Source organism: Natronolimnohabitans sp. A-GB9 (assembly GCF_030848565.1).
Lineage (GTDB): Archaea > Halobacteriota > Halobacteria > Halobacteriales > Natrialbaceae > Natronolimnohabitans.
Genome location: NZ_JAVDDV010000016.1, coordinates 23,551 through 49,921 on the forward strand (window position 1 = coordinate 23,551; position 26,371 = coordinate 49,921).

Here is a 26,371-nt window from a genome sequence, read left to right on the forward strand (position 1 = left end):
AGACATTCACGAAGATCGTACGGTCGGCGAAGCGTAGAGAAACGATACCGGTAGTACGAGCCGGTGTCACTCGAGAGAAACGTCGTCTAAATTATCGAAGACGAACTCGACGGCGCGTGAGCGAATCTCCACCAGTTCCGTATACGTACTCACGGCGTCGAACTGTCGGTCGAGTTCGAGGCGGTGGAGATAGACACTCGGGAGGTACAGTTCGAACGTCCGGGTCGGGATTCCAAGCGCCTGGCAGTAGCTGCGGATCGTCGACCGGGTGAGACGCGCATATTCGTTGTCCTCACAGAATGCGGTTCGGAAGCCGTCTTCGATACCGCCGAACACCTGCATCGCTGTTTCCAGCACAAGAAATCCGGCGTCGATGATCGGCGACGCCTCGAGGGCACCGTACTCCCAGTCGATGACGGTCGTCACTTCGTCGTCGGCGACGTGAATGTTTCCAGTGAGGTAATCCCCATGAACGGGTGTAAAGAAGGTCGTGACCGGCTCGTCGATCGCGGGCGGTTCGATACCAGTGGGTTCGAACCGGAGATCGTCGCGTACCTCGGCCGGGGAGCGGGTCACCGTCGGTCCGCGAAACGTCTGCTGGAACTCGACGAGCCAGTCGAAGCCAAGTTGAAGCACTCGCTCGTAAGACCGGAGGTCACTCGAGAGATCGTCCTCGAGCGACGAGCCGGCGACGGGATCTTCCGCTCTGGCCTCGCCGAGCGGTGACGCGGCACCGACCCCCTCCGGAAGCGTCTCGACGATCGGCTCGTCGGTCGCGTGCAGCGACGACAGCACCGCGTTCTCCCGTTCGGTAAACGGCGCGTGAGCCGGCCGGTTCGGATACTTCCACACTCGGTCGACGCCCGTCTCGCCGATGTCGAGGACGACCGATCGGGTCCGTCCGGAGACCAGCAACGGCTCGCCGAACTCGGGCGACGATCGAACCTCCTCGGCACCGTTCGTACACACCGCGAGAACGCTCGGATACCATCGTCTCAGGAGGTCCATTCGGTTGCCAAGCGAGACCAGTGGCTTTCCCATCCCTGCGAGCTGCCCGCGCTCGGCGAGGACGAACTCGGCGACCGTCTCGACGGCCCGATCGTCCTCGATGTCGAAGACGAACAACGGACGGCTCGCGGTCGGAAACAGCGAATACAGCGAGACCGTCTCGAATCCGGCCTCGGTCGCCATCGACCGATACGCGGACGGCGTTCCGGCCGTCAGCGATAGCGTGGCCTCCGATCCGGGCGCGTCCATCCCGAGAAGGTCCGTCACACCTGTCTGGCGCGGCCAGCCGTCGGCGGTGAAGACGATCGTTCCCTCGTCGTCGAGGTACTCGGACAGCCGGGCAAGTCGAGTCCGTACCTCGGTCATGCTCGAGCCGGTGAAGTCGGCGACGATCGTATCGAACGACTCCGGACCGAACGGCAGCCGATCCTCGGTCGTGTGGATCGGAAGCAGTCGATCGGCGTTGTCGTAATCGTCTCGCTCCGTCGCCACACGGAGTTTCGAGAGGTTCGAATCGACAGCGACCACAGGCTCACCGAGTTCGGCGAGGATATGTGCCCGCCGTCCGAACCCGGCACCGACGTCGAGACAGCGCCCGGTGATCTCGTCGGCGAGGAGTGACAGCCACGCCTCCCGGTTGACGTCGTATATCGCGTCTAGCGCGTCGGTCCGGTTCTCGTGGCCCTCGAGGACCGTCGCCGTCGCATCACGGATCGACCCCTCTTCGGTGTCCGTCGCGAGCGACCGGAGCACGTCGGTCTCGAGCAAGCGCGGACTCGAGGCATCGTCACGTGACGGGTGACGGGCACCCGACTCGGGAACCAGAGAGGGGATCCCGTGTCTGAACTCGCCCTCGAATCCACAGTGGCGACAGGTCAGGGACTCGAGCGTGATCGGTTCCTCACAGTCGGGACAGGCTGGTCGAAGTCTGTCGAGCAGCGGCGATTCGATCGTTTCGTGGTTCGGATTCAGTGACATGGGTTACAGTGCGTTGGCGAGTTGTTGGAGGTCGAGCAGTCCGGTGAGAACGGAGAGGGTGCTCCAGACCGCGACACCCAGTGCGATAACGAAAGCAAGCGAGAGGAATCCCTCGACGAAGGAGACGGCGAAGAAGACGACGACCGCCATCACGCCGGTGACAGCCGTGATAAGCGCGATACGGCGGACGAGATACCCGACCCGAAGATCGAACTCCAGGTGAATGATGTACACGTTCGCGAGCGTGTACAGCGAGTAGGTAACGACCGTCGCGACTGCGGCGCCGACGACGCCGATCGTCGGAATGAGAACGATATTCAGGCCAACGTTCATGACCGCCGTCGTCCCCTTGACGATCGCACGCTCGCGGGCCCGTCCCAGGAAATCCAGCCCGTTGCTGGTGAGTTTCGTGATCGACTGTAAGACGGCGTAGAACGCGAGGACCTGGAGCACGGGGACCGCGTTCAGGTATTCGTCGCCGAAGACCAACTTGAGGGCCGGTTCGGCGACGAGAGCGAGACCCGCTGCGATCGGAATGTACAACAACAGCGTATTCGAGAGCGCAGTTTCGTAGATCCGTGCAGCACCGTCGACGTTTCCATTCGCTTTCTGTGCGCCGTAGGTCGGTGAGAGTGTGAACCCGAGTGCCGTCGCCGGCGTCTCGACGAACTGGATGACCTGTTTGCTGATGACGTAGTACGACACCGCCACCGGATTTAAGAAGAAGCCGACGAGGACGGTGTCGACTTCCTTGTCCAGGACGTTTGCCGTGCTCGTCGCGGTCAACGGAACCGAGTACTCGCCGATCCGGCGTGGCAGTCCGTCCTCGATCGACGGCGCAGCCGCGTGATCGCGGTAGTACCGGACGTAGATCGTGCCGAGTCCGATGACGGTTACGAGCGCGAACGCGAGAATGTAACCCACGAGCGCGCCGATGGCCCCGAATCCGAGAACGACGAACCCGATCGCGAACACGAATCGACAGCCGCGATCGATCGCGTGGACCGTCGCGCTGAACTTGATCTCCTCGAGTCCCTGCAACATCAATCGAACGTAGGTCGCAAGCGCCTCGAACGCCAGATACAGGGCCCCCAACAGGAGAAGCGGCGTCAAATCGGGCTCTTCGAGGATGGTGGCGATCTGTCGATGCCCGACGGCCATGACGACCGCGACGATCACGATCGCCGCCACGTTGAACGCCAGCACCGTCCGGAAGATATGTGGCAGTTGATCCGGTCGTTGCTCCTTGTACTCCGAGACGTATCGCGCTCCGGACTTGGCGATGCCGAGCTTGCTGAAGATGCCGACCGTCGAAAACACCGAGATCGCGAGAAACAACAGCCCGTACTCGTCGGGGCCGAGCAACCGAGCCAGCAGGACCATCAGCAAGCCGCTCGAGACGATCGCGACGATCCGACCCAGGAATTCGGCCTTGAATCGACCCGTAAGTTGCTCCGTGAGATCCATACAGAGATAGTGACGAACAGAAGCGGTGTCTCACACGAGCGTCGAAACGTCGATCGTCGGTTCAGTTCGGCTACGACCGGATACCGGTGGAGTGGCCTTTCGATCCATGAACACGAACTGTCAGGCAACATCGAGAGATCACTAATTGGTTATTTCACTCCTACCCGGAAGTCGGGTATACAGACCAGTAGTTCAACGGAGACATACCGCGGACCGCGGTAGGTGAGCGAGACGCCGCGGTGCGTAGCGTTTCGATTCGAAAGCGTGACTGTCGATGTCGGTCGAAAGTCGGTTCCGGCAATTTCCGGCTTCGACGCTCCGCGGACGTCTCGAGTGGACATGGCGGTCCGAGTAGCCAGACGTTATGTCGGTGTGCACTACCGCTACGCGGCGGGTGGCGGGTTCAAAAGTGCCGTCCGAGTCGTCGATCCGTATCCGGGATCGATCACTCGATCCGTGAGAGTTTGCCGTCGACGTTTTGCTCGCGTTGCCGGTTCGTAACGAAGTGAGCGATCGAGAGGACGAAGAAGGCGCCGACGACGAGTCCGGCGAGTCCGAGCGGCGCGGCCGACAGCAACGGGACGCCCAGGAAGGCCCCAGCAACGAGCGCCGCCCCGACGACGCTTACGGCCGCATACCAGCGGTCCCAGCGGTCCTGTTGCTCCGAATCCGTATCGAGGTACATCATCAACAGGTCGGCGTTGTCCGCAAGCGAGATCAGTCCTCGGTCCTGGTCGTACTCGACGATGCCAGCGTCGTCCATCTTCGGGAGATGCGTCTGGTAAAGCGCGACGTACACCCGTTTTCGCTGGTCGGAGCTGAGGGCACTGACGTCGGTGTCGTTCTCCCAGGCGGCGATCTGTTCGGCGAGTTCACCGAGCGTTACGGTGTCGTCGGCCTCGAGTAAGTAGGCGAGTACCTCTCTCCGGCGCCGATTTTTCAGCAGTTCGAAAATGACGTCTTTCGATAATCGTTGTTCCTCGTCCGAATCGGCGACCGATGCGATCTCGTCTGGAAGCGAGGTATCGATCGACGACATTACGCTCGACCTCCGGACGCTGGCGCCGAAGACCAGCCTGATCGGGACGGGTTACGGTACACGAAACCACTGCCAAACTGTCGAGTCGACGGGAGCCGCCGTCTGCTCGATCCGCAAGTCGCAGTCACGATTGACACACCAGGTTGTACACCAATATTGACGCTCTTAAGGACGGCCACGTTTCGCACCGGCTGCAAAGCAGGTATGGATCGACTTCTCGAGAGCGTTCGCGGCGAGACAGACCGACGACTCGAGGAGCGCTCGCGGAACTCGACGGACGGGATCAGTATCGATCGGTTGCGGGGCCGTACCGATCGCGTACAGCCAGTTCCAGCGCCAGAACGACGTGGCAAGCGTAGTCGACGGAACACGACACTGGTACGGAACGTTTGGTGCCAGCGACATAAAGGCGAGCGACAGTTCGCAGGTGAAAGCCGTATTTACGCGATGAATCCGTGGTTTACGTCACGCTCACGATGAAACAATGGCCGCATTTCATGTGCCTCGTTCACGTCTAGCGCACTAGGGCGAGACGCCGATAACGGCGCATCGCCCGTAACGGACCGATGGGACACGGTTTCGGCACGGTTTGGTCGCCCCTGAATCGGGGACGGCGACGACCTGTCGATCTCTTTGCTTCTCCGTTTCGACTCGGCTATATTCGAGACGTAAGTGAGAGTTTCCCCCGAAACCATGTTAACCCCTTACAGTGCCGGCACCTCTTCAGTAGGTACTGATGACGCGGTCCATCATCGATCAAACCACGAGCGAGTCAGAGCAGACGGAAGCCGAGCGGTGTCCGGACTGCGAAACGGCGACGATCATCCACGATCCGGACCGTGGCGAGCGGGTCTGCGAAGAGTGTGGACTCGTCCTCACCGAGGATCCCATCGACTACGGCCCCGAATGGCGTGCGTTCAACGCCCAGGAACACGACGAACTCTCCCGCGTCGGCGCGCCGCTTACCCAGTCGATGCACGACCGGGGGCTGACGACGACAATCGACTGGCGGAACAAAGACGCCAACGGCCACTCGATGTCGGCCGACAAACACGGCCAGCTCCATCGGCTCCGCATCTGGCAAGAACGCATTCGAACGAAAAACGCCGGCGAGCGCAATCTCAAATACGCCCTCTCGGAGATCGACCGAATGGTCAGCGCACTGGGCGTCCCCAAACCCGTCAAGGAGACTGCAAGCGTCATCTATCGACGAGCGCTCGAGCAGGACCTCATTCGGGGGCGCTCGATCGAAGGCGTCGCCACCAGCGCCCTCTATACGGCCTGCCGGAAGGAGGACATTCCCCGCAGCTTAGAGGAAGTCACCGCCGTCTCACGGGTCGACCAACGGGAGATCGGCCGTACCTACCGCTACATCGCCGACGAACTCGACATCAACCTCGAGCCGACGAATCCGCGTCAGTTCGTGCCACGGTTCTGTTCGGAACTCGACGTCGGCAAGGACGTCGAGACGAAAGCCGTCGAGATCATCGATCGAACGACCGAACAGGGCCTGCACTCGGGGAAGTCACCGACCGGCTTCGCCGCCGCGGCGATCTACGCCGCCGGCCTGCTCTGTGACGAGACGATCCCCCAGCGAGCCGTCGCCGACACCGCACAGACGACCGTCGTCACCGTCCGCAACCGCTACCGCGAGCAACTCGAGGCGATCGACCAAGAGCCGGCGACTACATGATCGACCGTTCGTCTTCCGTGTAGATGGACGCATCGGCAAGCGCCCGGAGGTTCTCGTACGGAACGAACGCGATGAACTCGTCGTCGTCATCGTACAGTTCGACGCCGTTCTCGGTGTGGTCGTACCGCTCGCACTCGATCTGGCCTTCCGGCAGGATTGCACGGTACATACGAGAGACAACGCTCGCCGACCTGATATAAGTAATCGCACACCACACCAACAGCGTCGAACACGTGGTGTTCGAGTGGTCAGGGTCGTCCGTGGACAGCTGTCGTCACCGGACAGTGCAGTCTCGAGTGTCCTCGATCCCGACCGCCGACGACCGCTCGAGCGAGAGCCGCACAGCTACCCGACCGCATCGAACACCCGCACGCGACTGTATGATGGGCCAGTGAGTCGGACGTGGACCGGTGAGACGGACGCTCACACGCACTCGAGGGCGTGACCGACGACGTGGACGATCCTACCCGTGGACACCAGCTGTCTCCGGCTCCGTCGAGTCACGCGCTTCGTCTCGGCTCGTCGCCCCGGGTATCGACGCGTCCGCGGGAAGGACGAGCCGTCGTTCGGTGTACTCGAGTCCGTTCTTGCGTTCGGTTCGCCGACGTACCGCGAGCCGGTTCTTCGAGAGGTCCAACGCGGCGTCGATCGTTCGCGACACCAGCTTCTTCGCGTAGCTCTCGCTGATTCCCGGTTCCTGTCGCCGGATCCAGTGTTTCAGATCGCTCGCTTTGACGTACTCGTCGACGTCCTTGCAGCCACGCGCCCACGGATCGTCGCCGACACTCGAGTCGGTGCGAGCCTGCCAGAGCTGTGCGGCCAGTCTGGTCGGCAGCGAGTTCGCCGCCGACCGACGCATCTCCTCGTCCATCCGGGCGAGTTGCTGAATCGGGAGCAAGTCGCCGTAGGCGAGGGACACGTCCCCGCCGCGCTCGAGTGGATCGGCGTGCTCCGGGAGGCGGTAGTAGGCGTCGCCGTCGTCCTTCTCGATCCGCTCGAGGCGGCCGTTCGCGACGGTGACCGCGTGCTCGTCGACGGTCTCCGTCCGGAGGTGGGCCCCTTTCTCGAGTTCGCGGGACTGCAGTTCCGTGACGCGCTCTTTGTTCGCGGTGGCCTTGTTGAGCCCAGCCTCGGCGACGCCCTCGAGTCGCGTGGTCTCGGCCTTGAGGTCGTCAGTGCAGTCCTCGAGGTCGTCGGTTCGAGTCTCGAGGTCGTCAGTGCAGTCCTCGAGGTCGTCGGTTCGAGTCTCGAGGTCGTCAGTGCAGTCCTCGAGGTCGTCGGTTCGAGTCTCGAGGTCGTCAGTGCAGTCCTCGAGGTCGTCGATGTGGTCCGCGAGTCGGTCGACGGTCTCCGCGAGTCGATCGCGGTCGCGTTCGAGTCGTTCGATACGTTCGTCCTTACACTCGAGTTCGGCCTCGAGGGTCGCGAGGCGGTCGCGAAGGCGATCGAACTCACTTTGCGTGGGCCGTTCGGACTGGTTCGCGGGCGATGCTTCCGTATCGGCTGGTGACGATGGCATTGGAATGTGGTGTCCTACCGGACGACAGGTGGTCGGAAGCGATACGACGGGCCGAAGACGGGAGCCGGGCTCAGGTCGACGCCCGCGGATCGTCGGTCAGGTAGCGATCGCGAAGCCAGAGCACCAGCGCGTGGATCTGGGCTCGGACCTCGCGCAGGTGTCGCCTCACCCGCGTGCGCGTCGGCTCGTCGATCACGTCCGCCGTCCCGAGCGACTCGAGGAGGCGTTCGGCGTCGTCGTCGACGGCCTCGAGTTGCTGGACGTACTGGCGGACGAGTTCCGCCTCGAGGGCGGCACCGTCCGCGGCAGGCTCGTCGCTCATCGTGTCCCCCCGGCAGTGTGTTCGTCCCCAGTCACGGCTCGCGACTCGAGGGTGGCTCCTCGAGGACGGTGTGTGCTCGCGCGTGCGTTCGTGACTAAATATCGAGCGTCGATCGCGCGACCATCGTCGTGCTGGACAGCAACTACTCCGAACTCGTGAGCCCTACAGTTATGGGCTCTGAGGCTAACTTGTCGCATGGCTTCTGAATTCCCTGGTGTGGGATCGGAAGCCGCGTCCGACGTGCGCCAACACGTCGGGCAGTTCTCGATGAGTGCCCGGTGGACCGGCTTCCATACGTTTCATTATACTATAATAGTAAATAGTTTACTCATCATCTCTGAGTGGCACTGCAGTATCGCTGACTGAAAGGTAGAGAGTAGTGAGCATCCTCTCACACATCGCAGGGAATATGAACACAGTCAGAGATACTGCGTTCGTGGTTCGACAACCTGCGGAGTGGATGCAGCCCGTCGACGACCGGATCCTCGAGATTTTCCGCGAGCACGGAAATCTCACCCCAGCAGCGGTCGAGGAGTTCGGTGGCCCCTCGAGTAGCCACGCCAGCCGCAGGTGCAAACAACTCGCCCAGTACGGCCTGCTCGAGCAGATCGTTACCGGCCTCTATACGATCACCGATGAGGGCGAAGCGTATCTGGACGAGAAGTTGGACGCGAGCGAACTCGAGGAAACAACTGACATGTCGTAACGGTTGTGTGATAACTAAATAGATATTTTACCAACACAGATTACCCCATATCTGTGTGGATTGAATATATGTAGAAAACTCCCAGCAGTACCGACAGTAGCAGTTAGTGAATATAAACACGAATACGGGATTTTTCGTGTTCATATTCGGGATATCAAACTATTTCAGCGGCAACCGCTGATAGTGGGACAAACTGACATAACTCCCTTGACCTACGAAGGTCCGAAAATATGTCGAAGAATAAATTTATATGTGAAAAATCGTTTTCCCTAATCAATGGGATATCAGTCAACAACAATTGATAGCATTATCAAAGACATCAATCACAGCTATCTCATTCCGGCAATTCAACGGGAGTTTGTTTGGGAGAAGACACAAATATTGGACCTATTTGACTCTGTTCTTCGAGGATATCCAATTGGATCATTCCTGTTTTGGAAGGTTAGTGATGAGTATGCACAGGAGAGAGTGAAATACAAATTTGTGGAAAATTATATTGAAGATCCTATATATCCCGATGAGTTTAGTGATGTGAACTACCATAATATTAGATATCATGACGAGTTTGGAGAACGACTGCCAAAACGTGTCAATTTAGTACTTGATGGTCAGCAGCGTCTAACCTCATTTTATATCGGCTTGAAGGGCACCTACACCGAAAAAAAGCCGAATAAGCGTCGTAAGAGGAAGGAATCTTGGGATCGGAAACAACTTTACCTCAATGTTCTTTCACCAACTAATGAGGAAGAGAACGATCGTCGGTATCAATTTGAATTCAAGAAGCCGAATCCCGAAATTAGCAAGGGTGAATACTGGTACCGGGTAGGAGATATCTTGAATGTGAACGATTCTACGGAAGAAGCGGAGCGAATCTTAAGCGAGATTGAAGAAACTGACAAAATCAATACGGAAACTGCCCGCGGACCAGTTACAAAAAACATCCATCACCTCTACAGAGCTATACGTGAACGAGATGCTATTTCATACTTCGAAGAAGATGAAGAAAACCAAAATAAAGTATTGGATATATTTATTAGAGCTAATGAAGGTGGAACCCAATTAAAGAAGTCTGACATTTTGCTTTCTATCGCTACTGCTCACTGGCGAGATGAAGAATCTAATAGAGATATTGTGGCTAGGGAAGAAATCCAAGAGTTAGTTGACCGTATGAACGAGCACGATGCTCGAGGCGGAACTGAGTTTGATTCGAACTTCGTTTTGAGGGCTCTCATGCTCACCGGGGAAGTTTCCAACTTATCCTTCTCCCTGTCAAACTTCAACAAAACGACACTGAGTAAAATGAAGGACGCATGGACAGATCCAAAGTTCGAAACTTCGATATTCAGGACCCTTGACCTAATGAATAGCTTCGGATTCACCACCAGCCATGTCCGGAGCAAGATGATATTGCTTCCGATAATATATTACTTCTATCATAATAATAATCCAACATTATCATTTAATTCCAACATGGGGAAAGAAAATAGAAAGAAGCTACTCTATTGGACTAGCTCTATGGTTACTACTGGTGACTTAACTACAGCTGGAACCACACAAACGGTTCAAGGAGTACGGAAAGTTATCAAAGGGACACCTGGTAATGAATTCCCATTGCAAGAAGTTGAGAGTAAGTTGAACGATTATAATAAGTCAATGGGTGTTGATGAAGAAACAATTGAGCGGTGGTTCAGGGAAGGTAACAATAGCAATCGAGTTCTTCAAGTCGTGCTTTCATTATTATACTTCCCTGATGTTGCTAATGAAAATTATAACTATGAGTTAGATCATATCTTCCCGAAGTCTAAACTTGAGAAGGAATATCTTCTCAGTGAAACTGACCTTAGCCGGGAAAAGGTAGAACGCTTAGACGAATTCCGTGACAGTCTTGCGAATTTACAGCTTCTACGAAAAGGTGAGAATCGGACTAAATCCAGTAAACTACCGGAAGAGTGGCTTCCGACAAGGACTAGGGACTATCTCACCAGACACTGTATCCCAAAAGATCCTGATCTCTATAAACTAGAAAACGCGGACCAGTTCTTCGAAAGGCGTAAAGAACTAATAGTAAAAGATCTGTTAGAGAAATCACCTAATAGAAGCACTATAAGTCCTGATTCAGCTAAGACAGAAATCAGTCGTTAATATTCTCAATCTCTTCTCACACATTCCACTGAAGATTCTGGTGTAACGGACGGAGGTTTGATTCCAGTACCTTCGTTTGCTTCAACTGGAGATCTGCGTGCGGAGGTGGGGGTAGGATGCTGTGATTTTTTGCGCTTGTCCCCTTGGCGACACAAGAATCGAAACATCCGAACTCGTCGTGACCGACGAAAGGAGAGTACGTTTCGTCTGTTCTCGAGTTCGAGTCACACGCGAGAGAGTTCGAAACTGACAAACGGGGAGTGGTCGCTGATACTGTCGGGCAGCCGTCAGTGCGCAGTCGGTCGCGAGATCGCGGCCGTCACCCTCGAGACGGTCACAGTAGCGCGACCGATCGCCGACTCGTGCTGTCCGACAGTATGACTGTCACTTCGACCGAGAACGTGTGAGTACATCCGACGATCAAACACGGAATCGTGCTACTAGCTACTGATACGACACCTGAATGGAGGGTATGGGAACGCTTCGATGGCACCCGTCGAACTCAGATGTCAGCGAGCATCCCCCCGTCTACGTTGATCGCTTCGCCGTGGATGAAGGATGCCTTATCACTCGCAAGGAAGACGGCGACAGAAGCGATCTCTGCAGGTTCTGCAGGTTCATCTGCCGGCGTCTCCGCTGCCAACTCGGTTAACTGACCGAGCATGTCTTCGGTCATGCCTGTCTCGACGGCACCCGGACAGATCGCATTGGCTCGGATATCGGGTGCATACGCTGTCGCCAGATGCTTTGTGAGCCCAATCACACCGTGTTTCGAGACAGTGTATGCTGCCCCACCGCCATCACCTGCTTTGCCCGCAACCGACGCCGTGTTGATCACGACGCCTTCTTCGTCGCCGGACTCGAGTTCGGGGAGAGCGGCGCGTGTGAGGTAGAATGGCCCGTCGAGGTTCACTCCGAGAACCCCATCCCAGAGGTCATCAGACGTCTCATCAACAGGCGCGTACTCATCGAGAACGCCTGCATTGTTACAGAGTACGTCAATCGTCCCAAATTCATCGACGGCTGTGTCGACGACCGATTCCATGCTCTCAGTATCGCTGACGTCACCGTAGACACCAATCGCGTTCTCACCGATAGCCGCTGCAACATCGTCGACGCCAGCTTCGTCAACGTCAACGGCAACGACGTTCGCTCCGTTGTCAGCGAACTCGTGTGCCATTGCTTTCCCCATTCCTGATGCAGCGCCTGTAATCACAACGACGGAGTGTTGGAGAGTAACCATACGCACTAATTTGTAGCCAGTGTATAATTATCGTTTTGAGAATTCCAGATATATTGGTCAGCTCGCCATCTATTTAGTTAACACGCGGTGGCCAGACTCTACCGCAACATACCCTCAAACGCCATTCTGGCAGTAGTCACGTTAAATGGACCATGACCAGGAGTATATACTGGCAGTATGATCCAGACGGTCTACTGTCGTCACGTACCGCCGATCGGCCGGACGGACGATAGGAGACCATATCAACGGAGGCGATTACTCGATGAGTTTGACGCTGACCAGAACGGTCGGGATAAGAATCGGAATCGTCAGTATTGCACCACTAATGACAACAAACGGTGCCACAGGTTGAACGGGATACATGAGGACGTCGATTGTTATCCAGTTGACGACGTTTACGATTACAGAGTACGATACGGCTGCGAGCAGCACTACCACGCCAAACGTCGCTGAAACGACTTCGACAGCGCGCCGGGTGGACCGACTGGCGGCTTCTGTCTCTCCTTTTACACTCATAGGGTTTTCCCTGTAGTATTGTGTGATCCGGGCATGTTTAAATGACTCGAAAGCATATACACGGGGAATATATGACTACGAGGAATATACCTGCCGCAAGCAGGTGGAATACGTGCAGAACTCGAGGAAAGACCGAGAAGGCGGACGAGTTGATCGACGAGATCGTGTACGAGCTACACGGGCTAACTGACGAGGAGATCGAGATCGTCGAAGAGGCCATCGAGGAGTAGGACCAGTACGGTGGCGACACAGGACTGCGGAACTCCGAACTGGTCGTGACCGTCGGAAGAGAGAGTACATTTCGTGTGTTCTCGAGTTCGAGACACACAGGAGAGTGCTTGTAAAGAGCGAAAGCGGGGGTATCTCTGATCTACCAGTAACAGACGAAACAGACAAACTGCGGTTTTAAGTGTGATACTCACACTCCGTTCAGCGCTTTCTGCTACTACCGGACAACACACTGTACACACCGATCGCACTCGAGACGCGATCAGATGTGTACTGACTGTTGTCCAGACGTATGTATCAGTATCTCGTAACCGTGAGAAGAGAGTAGATTTCGTGTGTTCTCACTCGGATGCCTGGACGATTTCTTCTCTCGTCTCGAGGACGATCATCGGATCAAGATCGAGTTCGTACTCGTAGTACTGGCCGCCGCTACGGCCCTGATTGCGCTCGTGTTTGAGCAAGAATCCTAACATGTGAAGATCAGAAAGGTGATCTTGAACGCTTTTTAGAGTCGTCAGCGGCGTTGATCCATACGAATCCGCAACTCGTTCGTATCCTTCCTGAATCGTCTTAGAGCGGGCAGGCACCTCGCCGCGTTCGTGGAGTTTCGCAAGTGTTTCCAAGATATACTGTGCGTGTTCAGTCTGGTCACGGATCTTATTCTGCAATCGTCCTCGCTGAACACGCGTTCGTGCCGCTTCGATATGCGTATCGGTGATCGTATCCGCCTGCTCTCGCTCAGCGACTTCGGCACCGACACGAAGGAGATCAATTGCTTGACGAGCGTTCCCCATATCTTGCGCTGAAAGCGCCGCCGCTTTCGCTATCGCCGATTTGTCACAGACATCATCGACGAACGCACGCTCGGCTCGATAGCGGAGTATCGTTCGTAACTCGCCAGCATCGTAGGGACTGAACGAGATTTCCGTTTCCATGAGCGTGTCTTTTACTTTTGCTGAAAGCTCCTGACGGAACGTGTAATTGTTACTGATCCCAATAATCCCAACCATCGAATCCGTAATATAGTCGTTCGATCTCGCTCGAGGGAGTTCGTAAAGAAGTGTATCAGCGTCATCTAGATGGTCAATCTCGTCGAAGACCATAAGATGGGTACCACCGATTCGGTCGAGTTGACGATAGAGTTCGTCGAACGCATCTCCAGTACCTAACCCACGCTTTGGAAACGGACTAGCTCCTTCTGGAAGAAGTTCGTTCACGAGATGTCTGACGACCATGAATAGTGTCTTCCCGTTACAGTTTATCTCGTGAATGTGAAGATCGTCCGTTTCGTCACGGACTGTAACTTCTGCACGCAATTCGTCCATCATATACCTCGCAACCGCAGTCTTTCCGAGACCAGCCTTTCCGTAAAGAAAGATGTTCTCCGGTTCGTACCCGAAGAGGACATCCTGAAGAGCATGGCTAAAAGCGTCGATTTCTTCGTCTCGCTCGAGTATCTCATCTGGCTGATAACTCTCCTGAAGTACTGACTTATCAGCAAATATCGTTTCCGTAATATCACTGAACGGTCCGGACATCTTCTGTTACCATAACATCATCCTATACGTACTTAAAACCCCACTTCGTCTGTTTCGTATGTTTTCCGTATCTCGAGTTAGTGACTATATTTCCGCGCCTTCGCCGACTCTATCGCGGAATTTGAATATAGGAACACACGAAACGTACTCTCTCACTATCGACACTCCAGCACAGCACTTACTCTGCATAAGAACACACGAAATCCACTCTCCCCTCGCTTTCGTAGATAACACTCTCGTTGATAATTGGACGTCAAACCAATTATAACGCCACTATTTTCACAAGAACACACGAAACGTACTCTCGAGACGGCACACGCGAACCCCCCTCGAGACGAACCCTCGCTTCGAACCGGACGATTAGGCGGGCGACTCGTCGCCGTCGTCCTCGAGATCCACGTCCGAGCCGATCCCGAGATCGATCGTCCCGTCCACGGGAGCCTCGAGGACGACCGTCTCGCCGGCGGTCATCGAGTCCCCGACGTCGACGGCGACGTCCTCGAGGGCCACCTCGGGCGGGAACAGGAGGTCGACCCGGCTGCCGAAGGCGATGTGGCCCAGTCGCTCGCCACGCTCGAGGTCGTCGCCGGGCTCAGCGTAGGGGTGGATGCGCCGGGCGAAGGCACCGGCGATCAGCGTCACCTCGGCGTCGCGAGTCGGTTCGTCGGGTCTCGAGTGGGGGTCCGCCGCTTCGGCGTCGACGGCGTCGCCCGAGCCGTCGGCCGACGGCAGGTTCGGCGAGTCGGTCTCGAGGCGGACGTGGACCCGTTCGTTCCGGTCGGATTCCTTCGAGAACGCGGGTCGGTTCGCTCCCGAGATGTGTTCGACGTCCGTCACCGACCCCGAAAACGGCGCGCGGACGACGTGGACGTGCCAGACGTTCATGAAGACGCCCAGTCGGACTCGGTTGCCCTCCTCGCGGAGAACGGAGACGTTGCCGTCGGCCGGCGAGACGACGCCGGTCGGCGGCGGGTTGCGGTCCGGATCGCGGAAAAAGGCGAGGGTTCCAGCACCGACTGCGACGGCGACGAGACTCATCGTCACGCTGAACAGCAGCGCGAACGGCGCGGCGAGCAGGGGCGGGATCGCGTACTTCCAGGCCCCCGGCGCGAAGTTCATGTCGAAACGCACGGTACCGACCCGTATGGCCGTTACGATGGTGGGTGGGATGTGTGTGCGGTCCGACTACGTGTTCCCGTCGCCGTCGTCCCCGCCGACCGACGCTCGCGCCCACGGGAGGGTAAACGAGAACGTCGACCCCTCGCCGGGTTCGGCGTCGACCCAGATCTCGCCGCCGTGGCGCTCGACGATCCGCCGGGAGAGCGCGAGCCCGATTCCAGTGCCGTCGTACTCCTCGCGACCGTGGAGGCGCTCGAAGACCTGGAAGACCCGGTCTGCGTCGTCTGGATCGATGCCGATCCCGGCGTCGTGAATCGAGACGCGCCACATCCGACCGTCGCGTTCGGCCTCGACGTGGACCTGTGGCGGTTCGTCACCGCTGTACTCGATCGCGTTCGACAGCAGGTTCTGGAACAGCTGGCGGAGTTGCCGGGAATCGCCCCAAACGGTCGGCAGCGACTCACTCGTAATCTCGGCGTCGGAGTCCTCGATCACCACCTGCAGGTCCGTCCGAACGTCCTCGAGAACGGCCTCGAGGTCGACGGGCTCGAACGGTTCGCCCTGGGTCTCGACCCGGGAGTACTCGAGGAGACCGTCGATCATCTCGCGCATGCGGTCGGCGCCGTCGACGGCGTACGCGATGAACTCCTCGGCGTCGGAATCGAGGTCGTCGATGTACCGGCGCTCGATGAGCGAGAGATAACTCGAGACCATCCGGAGTGGCTCCTGGAGATCGTGGCTGGCCGCGTACGCGAACTGTTCGAGCCGCTCGTTCGAGGCCTCGAGTTCGTCGACTGTCTCGTTCAGACGGCGTTCGTAGCGCTGGCGTTCGAGCGCCGTCGCGATGATCGTCGCGATACTCTCGAGGAAGTCGACGTCGTGGTCGGCAAACTCCCGTCGCTCGTCGTCGTAGACGAGGAGCACGCCCCACGGATCGTCCAGCGGACCGATCGTGACACCCATTCCGCTCCGAATATCGCAGTCAGCGAGCCCGTTCGACGTCGAAAACCGGGCATCGGTTTCGAGGTCCTCGACGACGAGCGGATCGTCGGACTCGAGGGTGGCGTCGGCAAGCGAGACCGAATCGGCCGTCGTCGACCGCTGCGTTTCGTACTCCAGGAGGTCGTCGCCACAGCCCACGGCGGACCGAACCCGAAACGCCGTCTCGTTTGCGCCGGCGTCGCCAGGTACGTCCGGTGTCGTCGTCTCGTAGACGGCACAGCAGTCGACATTCAGGGCTGCGGCGAGCAGATCGGTCGCCTTCTCGAGGAGGTCGTCCGGCGCTGGATTCTCGAGGGCGCGACGACCGAGGTACGCGACCGACTCGAGCTGTGAAACTTTCGCCGTCAACGTTCGTTCGGCCTCCTTTCGCGGCGTAATGTCACGGAAGAGGCCGACGAAGTAGCGCTCGCCGTCGTGGACGAAGTCGTTGAGCGAGACGCCCAGTGGGACCTCGTGACCGGCTTTGTGTTGGCCCGGCAGTTCGACGTAGGTCCAGTTCAGGTTCCGCTCGCCGGTCTCGAGATAGCGCTGGAGCGAATCGAGGTGTGCCTGTCGGAGCCGCGGGGGAATAATAGTGACTTTGCTCGAGCCGACGAGTTCGTCGGGCGTGTAGCCGAGGATCCGTTCGACGGCGGGGTTTGCATACTTGATATCGCTGTCGGAGTCCAGTACGATGATCCCGTCGGGGAGCGCGTCGGCCAGTGCCTGAAACGTCCGACCGTAGGTGAGATCGGACGCCTCGACGGCCTCCGTCGAGGGCGGTCGTCGGTCGACGAGGCCGACGATCCGTGGCTCCGTGCCATCGGTACCGATGGTATCGAGGTGAACGTCGGCGGGAAGTTGCGTCTCGGCTCGCGTCCGGATCGACACTGACGTCGAAACCGGACCCGACTCGGCGTCGGCGACTGCCGCCTCGAGCGACGGCGCCTCGGAGGCGAGAAGCGCCGAAATGTCCGTCTCGAGCAGTTCGGAACGACCGTATCCGACCAGTGACGTGAACGCGTCGTTGACGTCGGTGATCGTCCCATCAGTACGCATACAAAAACTGGCGATATCCGCTGCCGAGAGGAGCGAGCCGATGCCGTGGCTGCTCGATCCGTCGTGAGAACCCGGATCGCTAGAGGACGGCGTCGAAGGAGGACCAGAACCCATTAGCTGGACTTCGATAGTCGCGATGATAAGGTCTTGGTTCAAAACCCCGTATACGACGGGTACCGAGTGTCAAATTCAGTAGATTTTGAGTGTGGCAGTCGGCTCTCAGTCGTGTCCAGTTATTGTCAGTTGTAGTGACCGTCAGACAATCGGAAAGCAGCGGGAATCAACTGCGGGGGTTCCTGCACCGACGTCTCGGCACCCCCGCGACCCGCTGATACCACTGACTGCTGTCCGGGAGTATGAGACGTGCGTCGATCGACAGCGGTCCGTCTCAGTCCCAGAACGACTGCGTACGCGCGTACTCCCGTTCCTTCGAGAGGATATCGCGGTAGAACTCGTCTTCGTCCTCGCGGAGCTTGTTGATGATCCGGGCGGCGTTGTGCGGCCCGACGCCGCGGGCGGCCATCGCGACGACGGCCTGTTTCCCGTGACTCTGGACGAGGCTCGCGCTTCGGAAGGCCCGTTCGGTCATCTCTTCTTGCTCCTCGTCTTTCTCTGCGGCCCGGACTGCCTGGACAACCTCGTCAGCCCACGGGTTCAGCGAGGCGATACGGGTCGAGCCACAGTTGGGACACTCGGGCTGGTCGGCGACCCGTTTGACCTTCGTTTTGACCTTCCACTCCTTGCAGTGCGTACAGAGCAGGATCACCCGATCGCCCTGGAGCCGTTCTCGCACCGTGTCGATCACGCTCGCGTCGGCGTTTTCGGGCGCCAGTAGCTCCTTCCCACTCGAGGAGCGGCCGCCCTGACCGACCGGCGTCCGACCTCGATAGGTGACGAGTTCGATCTCGTCCGACTGGATGTCCGAAAGAACGGCACTCGCCCGCTCGACGTCTACGTCCTCGTGGAACACCTCACGGATCGCCTCCTCGTACATCGGGGTATCTTCGAGGGCCGCGAGCAGCCGATCGTTCGAGAGTCGGCCCGAACCCTCCCCTTGCCAGCGTTTGAGCGCGCCGAACTTCGCAGAGACCTGTGCAAGACGGAACGCGAGCGCGTCGGAGTTTTTCAGGCCAAGTTCGACGATCGCCTCGACGTGGTCGGGGTCGGTCTCCTCCAGTACCTCGAGGACGTCGCTGGTCGCAATCGAGTTCGGAACCTCGAGTTCGATTCGGTAGGGATCGGTCTCGAGACCGACCGACGAGCCGGCGCGTTGGCCCAACAGCGCCGAGAGGATCCGGCCGAGCGTTTCGTTCGCTTTGTGTCCAAACGGCGCGTTCAGAACGACCGTCCGACCCTGGCGCTCGAGGACGAGTCGGTCGGCCGTCGGCATCGGCGCCTCGGCTTCGACCTGGCGCTCGAGTTGGTCACAGGCTTCGGTGAGCGTGTACTCGTCGCCAGGGTACCGGACGGCGAGGTCCCGACCGACCGCGGCGGAATCCGCTCCGGACGCGAGCTGTGGCTCAGCGACTGATCTGATCTCGCCGACCTCGCCAGCCACGGCGGCGGGGACGGGGATCTCCTGGCCGGTCCACGACGGGACTTCGCCGGCAGGGTCTTCGATCGGGCTGACCTTGACGCGGCCGTCCTCGTCGTCGATCTCGGCGATGCGCCACATCTCCCCCCGCTGGATGAACACCTCGCCCGGCTGGGCGAAATTGACGACGAACCGCTCGTCTAAGGTCCCGATCTGTTGTCCGGAGGCGATGTCGTGGACCTCGTAGGTCTCCTCGTCGGGGATCATCGAGAGGTTCGAGTAGACGTACTGCCAGGTGCCGCCGGTCGTCTCGAGGCGGTCCTCGCTCTCGTCGAACCAGAGGATCCGGTTGCGATGCAGTTCCGAGGCGATCTCGCGGACCGTCTCCTCGGGGAGCTCCCGGTACGGATACGCACGCGTAATAGTGTCGTACGCGTCCCGAAGATGGACGTCCCCTCGGCTCTGGACGATCCCCGGGAGCTGGTTGGCGACGACGTCGAGACTCCCCTCGTGGATCGCGGCCGGTTCGACCTCGCCGTCGCGGGCGCGTCGAGCGATCGCGATCGCCTCGAAGGTGTCGTCGGGTCGAGTCGTGATAATCGTCCCACTCGAGACCTCGTCCTGGCGGTGGCCGGCCCGGCCGATCCGCTGGAGCAGCCGGGTGACCTGCCGGGGGCTCTTGTACTGGACGACGTGGTCGACGCGGCCGACGTCGATCCCAAGCTCCATCGAGGACGTACAGAGCAGTCCGTCGAGTTCGCCGGCCTTGAACTGCTCTTCGACCTCGATGCGGGCCTCCTTCGAGAGCGAACCGTGGTGGATCCCGATCGGGAGGCCGAGTTCGGTAACGCGCGAACCCAGTGCCTCGGCCGTCTGGCGTGTGTTGACGAAGATCAGCGTCGACTCGTGTTCGGCGACCAGATCACGAATCAACCGGACGTGACTGGCCGTATCGGGTTCGGTCATCAACTCGCCGGCCAGTCGTTCGTCCGCTTCGGTTACCGTCGGCTGGCGGACGCTCACGTCGACGTTGCTGCCGACGTCGATCTCCCGAATCTCGCAGGGCCGGCCACCGGTGAGGAAGCTACCGACCTCGCCCGGATCGCCGACGGTCGCCGAGAGCCCGATCCGTTGCATCTCGCCCGCGAGGTCGTGGAGCCGCTCGAGGCCGATCGCAAGCTGTGCGCCGCGTTTCGACGCCGCGAGCTCGTGGACCTCGTCGATCACGACGTGTGAGACGTCAGCAAGCGCCTCCCGGAGTCGTTCCCCGGTGAGCATCGCCTGGACCGTTTCGGGGGTCGTAACCAGGACGTCCGGCGGGTTCTCGGCCTGTTTCCCCCGCTGGTACTGGGTCGTATCGCCGTGGCGGACGTCCACCTCGAGATCGAGATAGTCACCCCACCACTCGAGGCGTTCGCGCATGTCGCGGTTGAGTGCTCGCAACGGCGTGATATAGAGGGCACCGAACCCCTCGGGTGGCCCGTCGTCGGCGACAAGGTGGTCGAAGACCGGCAACATCGCCGTCTCGGTCTTGCCACTCCCTGTGGGTGCGATCACGAGCGTGTGCTGGCCCGCCGACAGCGGCGGAATCGCCAGTCGTTGCGGTGCCGTCGGCGTCGAGAAGCCGCGTTCGGAGAGCGCGGTTCGGACCGTCGGCCCGAGGTGTGTAAACGCCGCGACGTCCCCGTCAGTCATCGGTCCGGTGTACGGTCGAGCGGCGGATAAGCGCCACGTTCCCGGCGGAATCGTTCCTGGCGGAATCGACTCGAGGCTGATCGCGTATCGGTCGATACAGTCCGCTGGCCGTCAGTGCCGGCGCGACTGCAGGCCGGACCGCGTCGCACTGGGACATCAATACAGCAGTCCGTCTCACTCCTCGTCGACGTCCGATTCGGAATCGCTCGGTTCGGAATCGTCCTCGAGCGACCCATCGAGATCGTCCTCGGAAGAGCGGACGTATCTCGAGACGACGTACGCGACAACGGCGGTGCCGAGGGCGACGAGAAACAGCGTTCGGAGGATCGCTGTGTCGGCGGTATCGGCCGCGTCACGAGACGGCGCGGCTCTCGATTCGGCGTGATCGCCAGTGGATGGAAGAACGGACATCAGGTGTGTTATTTCGGACTGTCGGAAGTCCGTTCGGGATGCCAACGCAAACACCCAGTCACCCACCACGACGATCTCTAGGCTTCGGTTACTGTATAGTAGGCTGTTCATACATAATATCGTAACCGTACCTGGTTAGTTCGATGACACGACACTCGTCGAAACGACGACTTACCGAGCGATTCGCCGACCGACTGACCGCCCCTAACAGACAGTACCGATGACATACTCACGCACGCCCCTCCTGGTTGGAGTGATCGCGCTATGTCTGATCGGCGTAGTCGGCGTCGGCCTCATCGGCGGAGTCGGTGCCGACACCGGCACAACACCGACGGACGACACGGACGTCCCCGTTAGCGAGGACGCCTACGTCGAGCCAGTGCCCGAAGAGGGAGACGCATACTTCGAGATGGAGGACCCCGATGGGAACTGGATCAGCTACGTCAACCCGCGCGACGAGTACCGATCGCCGTATCTCGGCGATGGATCTGGGAAGATTTGCGTTACGCTACTCAACGAGGCCGGTGAGCCGGTCGTCGGCGAGAGCGTCCCGGACACGACCGTCACCGTGCCGACCGGCGAATCGCTGTCGTGGCACCCTGATGCGGATCCGATGACCGTCGAGTACCCGCTGACCGACAACTACGAGCGCCCACTCGATGCCGACCAGTTCGGCACGACGTCGGACTTGCCACAGGGTGACGGCTACCTGGACTCCCACTGCATCGAGATGCACGGTCTCGCCGAGGATGCGACGGTCGAGTACGGCGAAGCCCAGATCGACGGCGAGCACGCGGACGATATCGAAGTCGTCGGCTACATTCAGCGGGCCCACGACTCGTGGGACAGCAGCATAGATCCGATCGAAGACGCCGAGTCCTACGAGGAAGCCGGTGGCGGCTGGACCAAATACGGGGACGGATCGCACGGTCAGGCCGTCGTCGTCCTCCAACTCGACGGTGAGGAACGACTCGACGACGGCGACGGAGCGGACGACTCCACAACCGGAGACGACACCGAATCGGAGACTACTGACGAAACGACCGACGACGCGAGTGACGACGAAATGCCCGGTTTCGGCATTGTCGCTGTGATCGCTGCGCTGGCAGCAGCGACACTCCTCGCCGCTCGACGATCGAACTGACGGAGTCACTCGAGCGAGCGACAGCAGCGATCGATCCCAATCAGTGTGATTTTGACGGTTCGCTCGAGAGAGACGGACGATGACAGCCACGAGCGATTCGGACGAGCCGCAGGTACCGATCGTCTGTCCCGAGTGTGAGACGACCTCCCGCGTTCCGCTCTCGGAGGTCGCCGAGACGATCGAGCGACACAACGGAGGACTCCACGACGGAAACGACGTCGCCGCCGTCGATCCCGACGTCGCAGACCGAATCGCCGATCTCGCCGCTGACGAACTCGGTTTACTCGAGGAGTCGGCATAAGCGACGCGAGCCAGAGTCCGAAGCGATAGCGGCGAGAACGGATCTCGGTATCGGTCCGTCCGAGAGCCAAGTAGCGGTCGGCGCTACCGACGGAGAGACGCTCGAATCGTCTCGAGTAAGGACCGAAGGGTGCCGGACTCGTCGTCCGAGCGATCGCGTTTCGTTACGATTCCGTCTTCGTCGGGCGAGTCGTCCAATCGGACGTCCGGTCGTTTCGAGTCCATCTTTCCTACGTACTCTTGCCGACGAGACAAGCGGTATCCTTGCAAGCGAAACCACCGCCCTGGAGGAGACAACAGCGGACAGTCCACTACTGCCGGACTGGACTAATGAGAATTCGCCGCTTCCGTCCGGCGAACCCGCTGCAATGACTGCTGTCCGGCGGTAACGCACGAACGCGAGTCCATGTCGTCGGGACGAAAACGGAAACGCTACACGGGACTCGAGACGGCAAACGCGATGTAGAGTTGACCCAATCCAGCGAGGATCATAACGACGCCTGCGAGTTGTTCGAGACGATGGCTGTAGGCGGTGAGTCCGCCAGCGCTCGCGACGTCGGACCCGACGAGCATTCCCATCCCCGTTACGACGGTCAGCGAGAGCATCAACAGTGCGATCACGCCGACGTACGATCCGAGAACGACCGCAGCGCCGCCAGGGGAAAACGACAGCGCCTGGACGATCACCGACAGGAAGACCGGCGCGACACAGCCGGCAGCAGCGACGGCATAGCCCGCGCCGAACACGCCGAATCCGAGCACGCTCGAGCGTCGCTGCGGGAGGGTAACCGACAGGGATGGCGCACGGCCGGAGAGGACGAGCACCCCGAACACCAGAAGGGCGACTCCGACGATCGGCTCGAGAACGAGGAGATCGGCAAAGGCCTGGTGGCCGATCCAGAAGGTGACCCCGAGTAATGCGGCGAGAGTCACGATGGCCCCGATGGCGGCCACGAGCCCGCGAGCGACGGTTCCTCCGAGCGTCGGATCGTCGGTCTGGCTCGCGTAGAAGCCGACGTACCCGGGAAGGAGTGCAGCAGCACACGGAGAGAAAAACGTCGCAACCCCCGCAGTGATCGCGAAGGTGACGGCGGTGACGATTTCTATTTCGACCATCGGTCAGCTGTCAATGTGTTCGGACGCGTCCTCGAGTGCTCCTTCGATGCCGGCGACCAGGTCATCCGTCGACGTGTAGCCGGTGTGTTCCCACCAGATCCGCCCGTCCGGATCGACAGCCGCGGTCTTCGGGTAGGGGATCCCGTCGTAGGTGACTGTCAGGTCCGAATTCGGGTCGTGAGCGAGCGTCCAGTCGCCGCCACGGGATTCGAACCACTCGACGACCTCCGACTCCGAGACGCCGCGTCCGATGGGTTCGGCCGTGACCGAGACGAACTGTACTGGTTCGGCCGACAGTTCCGATTGGGTGTCGACGAGGTTCGGCATCTTCTCCGCACAGCTTTCACAGGTCGTCGCGAAGAACGTCAGGACGGTCAGTTGTTCGTCGTAGGGGACCGTCGTCGATCCGGGATCACTGCCGCGGGCCTCAAGGGCGTCGACTTCGACTGAGTCGTTGGATTCGGGGAGCTCTTCGGACGTGATCGACGGAACGCCAGTCATGACGATCGCACCGCCACCGAGGAGTGCGCCACCGCCGAGTAGCCCTGCGAGGAGTTCCCGTCGTCGCATGGTTATCCCTCCACGACCGCTTGGAGATCGTCGATAATATCGCTAACTGAATGCTGGGTCGCTCCGGGGTAGGCGCGCTCGACGATCCCGTTCTCGTTGACGAGGAGGATGATGTAGACGTGGGTTCCGTCGGTTCGTTCCTCCTCTTCGTTATCGTGTTGGTCGTGTCCGTCGCCGTGGTCGGTTTCGTTGTGACCGTGTCCGTCGTCGTGACTGTCGTCGTGGTGGTCCTCTTCGCCGTGCTCGTCGTCGTGGTCGTGATCTTCTAGGTGAACGGGCGTGCCGAAGTCTTCGGCGACGAGTTCGTACGCCTCGTCGTTGTCCTCCGGACGGAGGAAATGCCAGTTGTCCGCGTACGGATCGATACCGATGTTCTCCGCTTCGTCCTCGAGGACGTCCGGTGTATCGTATTCAGGATCGAAGGTGACCGCCAAAAACGAGACGTCGCCGTCGTAGCCTTCTTCCCGGGCGTCCTCTTGGCCGGTCTTGAGCATCTGAAGCAAGGCAGGACAGAGATTGTCCGGACAAGAGGTGAAAAAGAACGTCATCAACAGTGCCCGCTCACCGCGGAACTGATCATCGGTGATTGTCTCTTCGGCGAACGGATCGTGGACGCTGAACGACGGGATCTCGTCGCCGTACGTCGGATGTGACGACTCACTCAGGTCCTGTTCTGGTGGTCCGAGAACGGCGCCGTCCGCACTGCTCTCGAGTACTCCGTCGAGACAGCCCGCAGCAGTCGCGAGTCCAGCAGCCCCAGCCGCCTGTAGATACGTTCGCCTGTCCATGTATGCCCGTTTGGCTCGACGACGAAATGAGCATTGGTTTGATCTTCAAAACAGGAACGTATGGGGGAGCGTGATCAGGAAAACCGGGACGCAGCATCGCAGTTTTAGTATTCACGGTCGGTGCAGTGTTGGAAACGACACACATCACTCTCGGGTCCTCGGTCACGACGTCGTCACTTCGTAAATCGCTGTCCGAACGGCGCGGTCGATCGTCGTCGCAGTCCACGGGGATTAGTATACGGAAGGTACAACACGCGCGATCAATAGTAGTAGAGTTCCAGTTCGTGGCCGCAGTTCTGACAGGTCGTTTCGGTTCCCTGGAGTCGGTCCGACGCACTCTCCTCGTGAATACCTGGCCCCGGCGGTACGGACGTGTTGACCGTCGAGTTACACTCCGGGCAACCGATGTGCATATCGGGGCGATTCGACTGAGACATGCCTAGAGTGTAGTCCGAAATACAGGATAGTTATACCAGTCGTACGTTCATCCCAACCCAGTCGTTCCGGCGTTTCGATGTCGTAAGATGCAATTTATAGACGTCTTCGTCCGAAGGACTCGGCACGCTCGAGCGAAGCGACACAGCCGGGAGTCGGTCGGACACACACCACGTTTCCGGTGAAATTCAAACAACAGCGACTATACAGTTCGACGAACAGGGTCGCCGGAATAGACGCACACACCGTGTTTCCGGTGAAGCGTGTTCACGTGGGCGGGTGGGAGCGGACGGTCGTACCGACACACCGTGTTTCCGGTGAACGGCTGTTATCGGACGCTGGATCAGCGACCGAACACTGACTCGAGACGTATCGATCGCGCGCACACACCACGTTTCCGGTGAAACGGGGTGAACGGGGGGTGGGGTGGAGCGGAGTGGAGTAAAGTAGAACTGGATGAGGAGATAGGAGGAGAAGTAAATGAGAAGGTAGGGAGATCGATCAGGAAACGGTGGTCGTTCAGGAAACGGAACTGTAGGAGATCGAGACGATCGAATGTAGAGATCACGTGGCCAAACAGCGAAGACACACACACCACGTTTCCGGTGAAACGGGGTGAACAGGGGGGAGGTGGATCACTCGAGTCGATAGAGAACAACGGGATATCAATGAAACCTGACCTCCAAGCAGATAGAACGGTATTCCTGGATCAAAATCTTCCTTGCAAGATAAATCTAGCTTGAACGTGTGTCCGAATGGCCTACAATAGATGAGACTAGATATTATATTTATAGTGGATTTATAGTAGATTTATAGTGGG

Annotated in this window: 24 protein-coding genes; 6 read left to right on the plus strand and 18 right to left on the minus strand. The window is 59.1% G+C overall.

Going from position 1 to position 26,371, the window contains the following annotated elements; genetic code table 11:
- Window positions 1-66 precede the first annotated feature (66 nt).
- The 4 genes from RBH26_RS16340 to RBH26_RS16355 form a co-directional block, all read right to left on the minus strand.
- Window positions 67-1,986 (minus strand): class I SAM-dependent methyltransferase, encoded by a 1,920-nt coding sequence (locus RBH26_RS16340; protein ID WP_306759447.1) that lies wholly within the window; start codon window positions 1,984-1,986, stop codon window positions 67-69.
- Between the two features lie 3 nt (window positions 1,987-1,989).
- Window positions 1,990-3,453: an oligosaccharide flippase family protein gene (locus RBH26_RS16345; protein ID WP_306759448.1), complete on the minus strand. Its 1,464-nt coding sequence runs from the start codon at window positions 3,451-3,453 to the stop codon at window positions 1,990-1,992.
- Between the two features lie 445 nt (window positions 3,454-3,898).
- Window positions 3,899-4,492, minus strand: coding sequence for an ArsR family transcriptional regulator (locus RBH26_RS16350; protein WP_306759449.1), 594 nt, complete (start codon window positions 4,490-4,492; stop codon window positions 3,899-3,901).
- Between the two features lie 165 nt (window positions 4,493-4,657).
- Window positions 4,658-4,897, minus strand: coding sequence for a hypothetical protein (locus RBH26_RS16355; protein WP_306759450.1), 240 nt, complete (start codon window positions 4,895-4,897; stop codon window positions 4,658-4,660).
- 331 nt (window positions 4,898-5,228) lie between these two features.
- Between RBH26_RS16355 and RBH26_RS16360 the strand changes: the two genes are divergently transcribed.
- Window positions 5,229-6,185 carry a transcription initiation factor IIB gene (locus tag RBH26_RS16360; protein WP_306759451.1) on the plus strand — a complete coding sequence of 319 codons (957 nt, stop codon included), beginning with the start codon at window positions 5,229-5,231 and terminating at the stop codon, window positions 6,183-6,185.
- On the opposite strand, the gene RBH26_RS16365 is transcribed toward RBH26_RS16360, so the two are convergent.
- The 3 genes from RBH26_RS16365 to RBH26_RS16375 form a co-directional block, all read right to left on the minus strand.
- Window positions 6,178-6,354, minus strand: a complete 177-nt coding sequence (locus RBH26_RS16365; RefSeq protein ID WP_306759452.1) for a hypothetical protein — start codon at window positions 6,352-6,354, stop codon at window positions 6,178-6,180. The two genes, RBH26_RS16360 and RBH26_RS16365, sit on opposite strands and share 8 nt — an antisense overlap.
- 294 nt (window positions 6,355-6,648) lie before the next feature.
- Window positions 6,649-7,704: a hypothetical protein gene (locus RBH26_RS16370; protein ID WP_306759453.1), complete on the minus strand. Its 1,056-nt coding sequence runs from the start codon at window positions 7,702-7,704 to the stop codon at window positions 6,649-6,651.
- Between the two features lie 70 nt (window positions 7,705-7,774).
- Window positions 7,775-8,026: a hypothetical protein gene (locus RBH26_RS16375; RefSeq protein WP_306759455.1), complete on the minus strand. Its 252-nt coding sequence runs from the start codon at window positions 8,024-8,026 to the stop codon at window positions 7,775-7,777.
- 460 nt (window positions 8,027-8,486) lie between these two features.
- Here RBH26_RS16375 and RBH26_RS16380 point away from each other — a divergent pair, with 460 nt between their 5' ends.
- Window positions 8,487-8,732 carry an ArsR family transcriptional regulator gene (locus RBH26_RS16380; RefSeq protein WP_306759494.1) on the plus strand — a complete coding sequence of 82 codons (246 nt, stop codon included), beginning with the start codon at window positions 8,487-8,489 and terminating at the stop codon, window positions 8,730-8,732.
- A gap of 276 nt (window positions 8,733-9,008) precedes the next feature.
- Window positions 9,009-10,874, plus strand: coding sequence for a DUF262 domain-containing protein (locus RBH26_RS16385; RefSeq protein WP_306759456.1), 1,866 nt, complete (start codon window positions 9,009-9,011; stop codon window positions 10,872-10,874).
- A gap of 502 nt (window positions 10,875-11,376) precedes the next feature.
- Here RBH26_RS16385 and RBH26_RS16390 read toward each other — a convergent pair.
- Window positions 11,377-12,117, minus strand: a complete 741-nt coding sequence (locus tag RBH26_RS16390; RefSeq protein ID WP_306759457.1) for a glucose 1-dehydrogenase — start codon at window positions 12,115-12,117, stop codon at window positions 11,377-11,379.
- Between the two features lie 255 nt (window positions 12,118-12,372).
- Complete coding sequence (locus RBH26_RS16395) at window positions 12,373-12,633, minus strand: hypothetical protein (protein ID WP_306759458.1); 261 nt, start codon at window positions 12,631-12,633, stop codon at window positions 12,373-12,375.
- Window positions 12,634-12,704: 71 nt separating this feature from the next.
- Here RBH26_RS16395 and RBH26_RS16400 point away from each other — a divergent pair, with 71 nt between their 5' ends.
- The gene (locus tag RBH26_RS16400; protein ID WP_306759459.1) at window positions 12,705-12,863 is read left to right on the plus strand and encodes a hypothetical protein; all 159 of its coding nucleotides are present in this window, start codon (window positions 12,705-12,707) and stop codon (window positions 12,861-12,863) included.
- Window positions 12,864-13,202: 339 nt separating this feature from the next.
- On the opposite strand, the gene RBH26_RS16405 is transcribed toward RBH26_RS16400, so the two are convergent.
- The 5 genes from RBH26_RS16405 to RBH26_RS16425 form a co-directional block, all read right to left on the minus strand.
- Window positions 13,203-14,399 (minus strand): orc1/cdc6 family replication initiation protein, encoded by a 1,197-nt coding sequence (locus tag RBH26_RS16405; protein ID WP_306759460.1) that lies wholly within the window; start codon window positions 14,397-14,399, stop codon window positions 13,203-13,205.
- Between the two features lie 360 nt (window positions 14,400-14,759).
- Window positions 14,760-15,518, minus strand: a complete 759-nt coding sequence (locus RBH26_RS16410; RefSeq protein ID WP_306759461.1) for a protein sorting system archaetidylserine decarboxylase — start codon at window positions 15,516-15,518, stop codon at window positions 14,760-14,762.
- Between the two features lie 66 nt (window positions 15,519-15,584).
- Window positions 15,585-17,672, minus strand: a complete 2,088-nt coding sequence (locus RBH26_RS16415) for a PAS domain S-box protein (RefSeq protein WP_306759462.1) — start codon at window positions 17,670-17,672, stop codon at window positions 15,585-15,587.
- A 274-nt stretch (window positions 17,673-17,946) separates the two neighbouring features.
- On the minus strand, window positions 17,947-20,787 hold the full coding sequence (locus RBH26_RS16420; protein WP_306759463.1) for a DEAD/DEAH box helicase: 2,841 nt from the start codon (window positions 20,785-20,787) through the stop codon (window positions 17,947-17,949).
- 174 nt (window positions 20,788-20,961) lie between these two features.
- A complete protein-coding gene (locus RBH26_RS16425; protein ID WP_306759464.1) occupies window positions 20,962-21,198 on the minus strand; it encodes a hypothetical protein in 237 nt (78 codons plus the stop codon).
- 220 nt (window positions 21,199-21,418) lie between these two features.
- On the opposite strand from RBH26_RS16425, the gene RBH26_RS16430 reads away from it, so the two are divergent.
- Together RBH26_RS16430 and RBH26_RS16435 are read left to right on the plus strand one after the other, a co-directional pair.
- Complete coding sequence (locus RBH26_RS16430; RefSeq protein ID WP_306759465.1) at window positions 21,419-22,342, plus strand: PGF-CTERM sorting domain-containing protein; 924 nt, start codon at window positions 21,419-21,421, stop codon at window positions 22,340-22,342.
- A gap of 79 nt (window positions 22,343-22,421) precedes the next feature.
- Window positions 22,422-22,643, plus strand: a complete 222-nt coding sequence (locus tag RBH26_RS16435) for a hypothetical protein (RefSeq protein ID WP_306759466.1) — start codon at window positions 22,422-22,424, stop codon at window positions 22,641-22,643.
- An 83-nt stretch (window positions 22,644-22,726) separates the two neighbouring features.
- Here RBH26_RS16435 and RBH26_RS16440 read toward each other — a convergent pair whose 3' ends face one another.
- The 4 genes from RBH26_RS16440 to RBH26_RS16455 all read right to left on the minus strand — a co-directional run bounded on the left by RBH26_RS16440 (window position 22,727) and on the right by RBH26_RS16455 (window position 25,116).
- Window positions 22,727-22,867, minus strand: coding sequence for a hypothetical protein (locus RBH26_RS16440; protein WP_306759467.1), 141 nt, complete (start codon window positions 22,865-22,867; stop codon window positions 22,727-22,729).
- Window positions 22,868-23,074: 207 nt separating this feature from the next.
- Complete coding sequence (locus RBH26_RS16445; protein ID WP_306759468.1) at window positions 23,075-23,758, minus strand: cytochrome c biogenesis protein CcdA; 684 nt, start codon at window positions 23,756-23,758, stop codon at window positions 23,075-23,077.
- Between the two features lie 3 nt (window positions 23,759-23,761).
- Window positions 23,762-24,328: a TlpA disulfide reductase family protein gene (locus tag RBH26_RS16450; RefSeq protein WP_306759469.1), complete on the minus strand. Its 567-nt coding sequence runs from the start codon at window positions 24,326-24,328 to the stop codon at window positions 23,762-23,764.
- Window positions 24,329-24,330: 2 nt separating this feature from the next.
- The gene (locus RBH26_RS16455) at window positions 24,331-25,116 is read right to left on the minus strand and encodes an SCO family protein (protein ID WP_306759470.1); all 786 of its coding nucleotides are present in this window, start codon (window positions 25,114-25,116) and stop codon (window positions 24,331-24,333) included.
- Between the last annotated feature and the right edge of the window lie 1,255 nt (window positions 25,117-26,371).

Coding starts and splice junctions, on each gene's coding strand:
- RBH26_RS16440 (WP_306759467.1), bottom strand. CDS start 22,867: ATGGACTCGAAACGACCGGACGTCCGATTGGACGACTCGCCCGACGAA.
- RBH26_RS16380 (WP_306759494.1), top strand. CDS start 8,487: ATGCAGCCCGTCGACGACCGGATCCTCGAGATTTTCCGCGAGCACGGA.
- RBH26_RS16385 (WP_306759456.1), top strand. CDS start 9,009: ATGGGATATCAGTCAACAACAATTGATAGCATTATCAAAGACATCAAT.
- RBH26_RS16420 (WP_306759463.1), bottom strand. CDS start 20,787: ATGACTGACGGGGACGTCGCGGCGTTTACACACCTCGGGCCGACGGTC.
- RBH26_RS16345 (WP_306759448.1), bottom strand. CDS start 3,453: ATGGATCTCACGGAGCAACTTACGGGTCGATTCAAGGCCGAATTCCTG.
- RBH26_RS16395 (WP_306759458.1), bottom strand. CDS start 12,633: ATGAGTGTAAAAGGAGAGACAGAAGCCGCCAGTCGGTCCACCCGGCGC.
- RBH26_RS16355 (WP_306759450.1), bottom strand. CDS start 4,897: ATGTCGCTGGCACCAAACGTTCCGTACCAGTGTCGTGTTCCGTCGACT.
- RBH26_RS16415 (WP_306759462.1), bottom strand. CDS start 17,672: ATGGGTTCTGGTCCTCCTTCGACGCCGTCCTCTAGCGATCCGGGTTCT.
- RBH26_RS16400 (WP_306759459.1), top strand. CDS start 12,705: ATGACTACGAGGAATATACCTGCCGCAAGCAGGTGGAATACGTGCAGA.
- RBH26_RS16365 (WP_306759452.1), bottom strand. CDS start 6,354: ATGTACCGTGCAATCCTGCCGGAAGGCCAGATCGAGTGCGAGCGGTAC.
- RBH26_RS16425 (WP_306759464.1), bottom strand. CDS start 21,198: ATGTCCGTTCTTCCATCCACTGGCGATCACGCCGAATCGAGAGCCGCG.
- RBH26_RS16375 (WP_306759455.1), bottom strand. CDS start 8,026: ATGAGCGACGAGCCTGCCGCGGACGGTGCCGCCCTCGAGGCGGAACTC.
- RBH26_RS16390 (WP_306759457.1), bottom strand. CDS start 12,117: ATGGTTACTCTCCAACACTCCGTCGTTGTGATTACAGGCGCTGCATCA.
- RBH26_RS16405 (WP_306759460.1), bottom strand. CDS start 14,399: ATGTCCGGACCGTTCAGTGATATTACGGAAACGATATTTGCTGATAAG.
- RBH26_RS16430 (WP_306759465.1), top strand. CDS start 21,419: ATGACATACTCACGCACGCCCCTCCTGGTTGGAGTGATCGCGCTATGT.
- RBH26_RS16450 (WP_306759469.1), bottom strand. CDS start 24,328: ATGCGACGACGGGAACTCCTCGCAGGGCTACTCGGCGGTGGCGCACTC.
- RBH26_RS16410 (WP_306759461.1), bottom strand. CDS start 15,518: ATGAACTTCGCGCCGGGGGCCTGGAAGTACGCGATCCCGCCCCTGCTC.
- RBH26_RS16435 (WP_306759466.1), top strand. CDS start 22,422: ATGACAGCCACGAGCGATTCGGACGAGCCGCAGGTACCGATCGTCTGT.
- RBH26_RS16455 (WP_306759470.1), bottom strand. CDS start 25,116: ATGGACAGGCGAACGTATCTACAGGCGGCTGGGGCTGCTGGACTCGCG.
- RBH26_RS16360 (WP_306759451.1), top strand. CDS start 5,229: ATGACGCGGTCCATCATCGATCAAACCACGAGCGAGTCAGAGCAGACG.
- RBH26_RS16370 (WP_306759453.1), bottom strand. CDS start 7,704: ATGCCATCGTCACCAGCCGATACGGAAGCATCGCCCGCGAACCAGTCC.
- RBH26_RS16340 (WP_306759447.1), bottom strand. CDS start 1,986: ATGTCACTGAATCCGAACCACGAAACGATCGAATCGCCGCTGCTCGAC.
- RBH26_RS16445 (WP_306759468.1), bottom strand. CDS start 23,758: ATGGTCGAAATAGAAATCGTCACCGCCGTCACCTTCGCGATCACTGCG.
- RBH26_RS16350 (WP_306759449.1), bottom strand. CDS start 4,492: ATGTCGTCGATCGATACCTCGCTTCCAGACGAGATCGCATCGGTCGCC.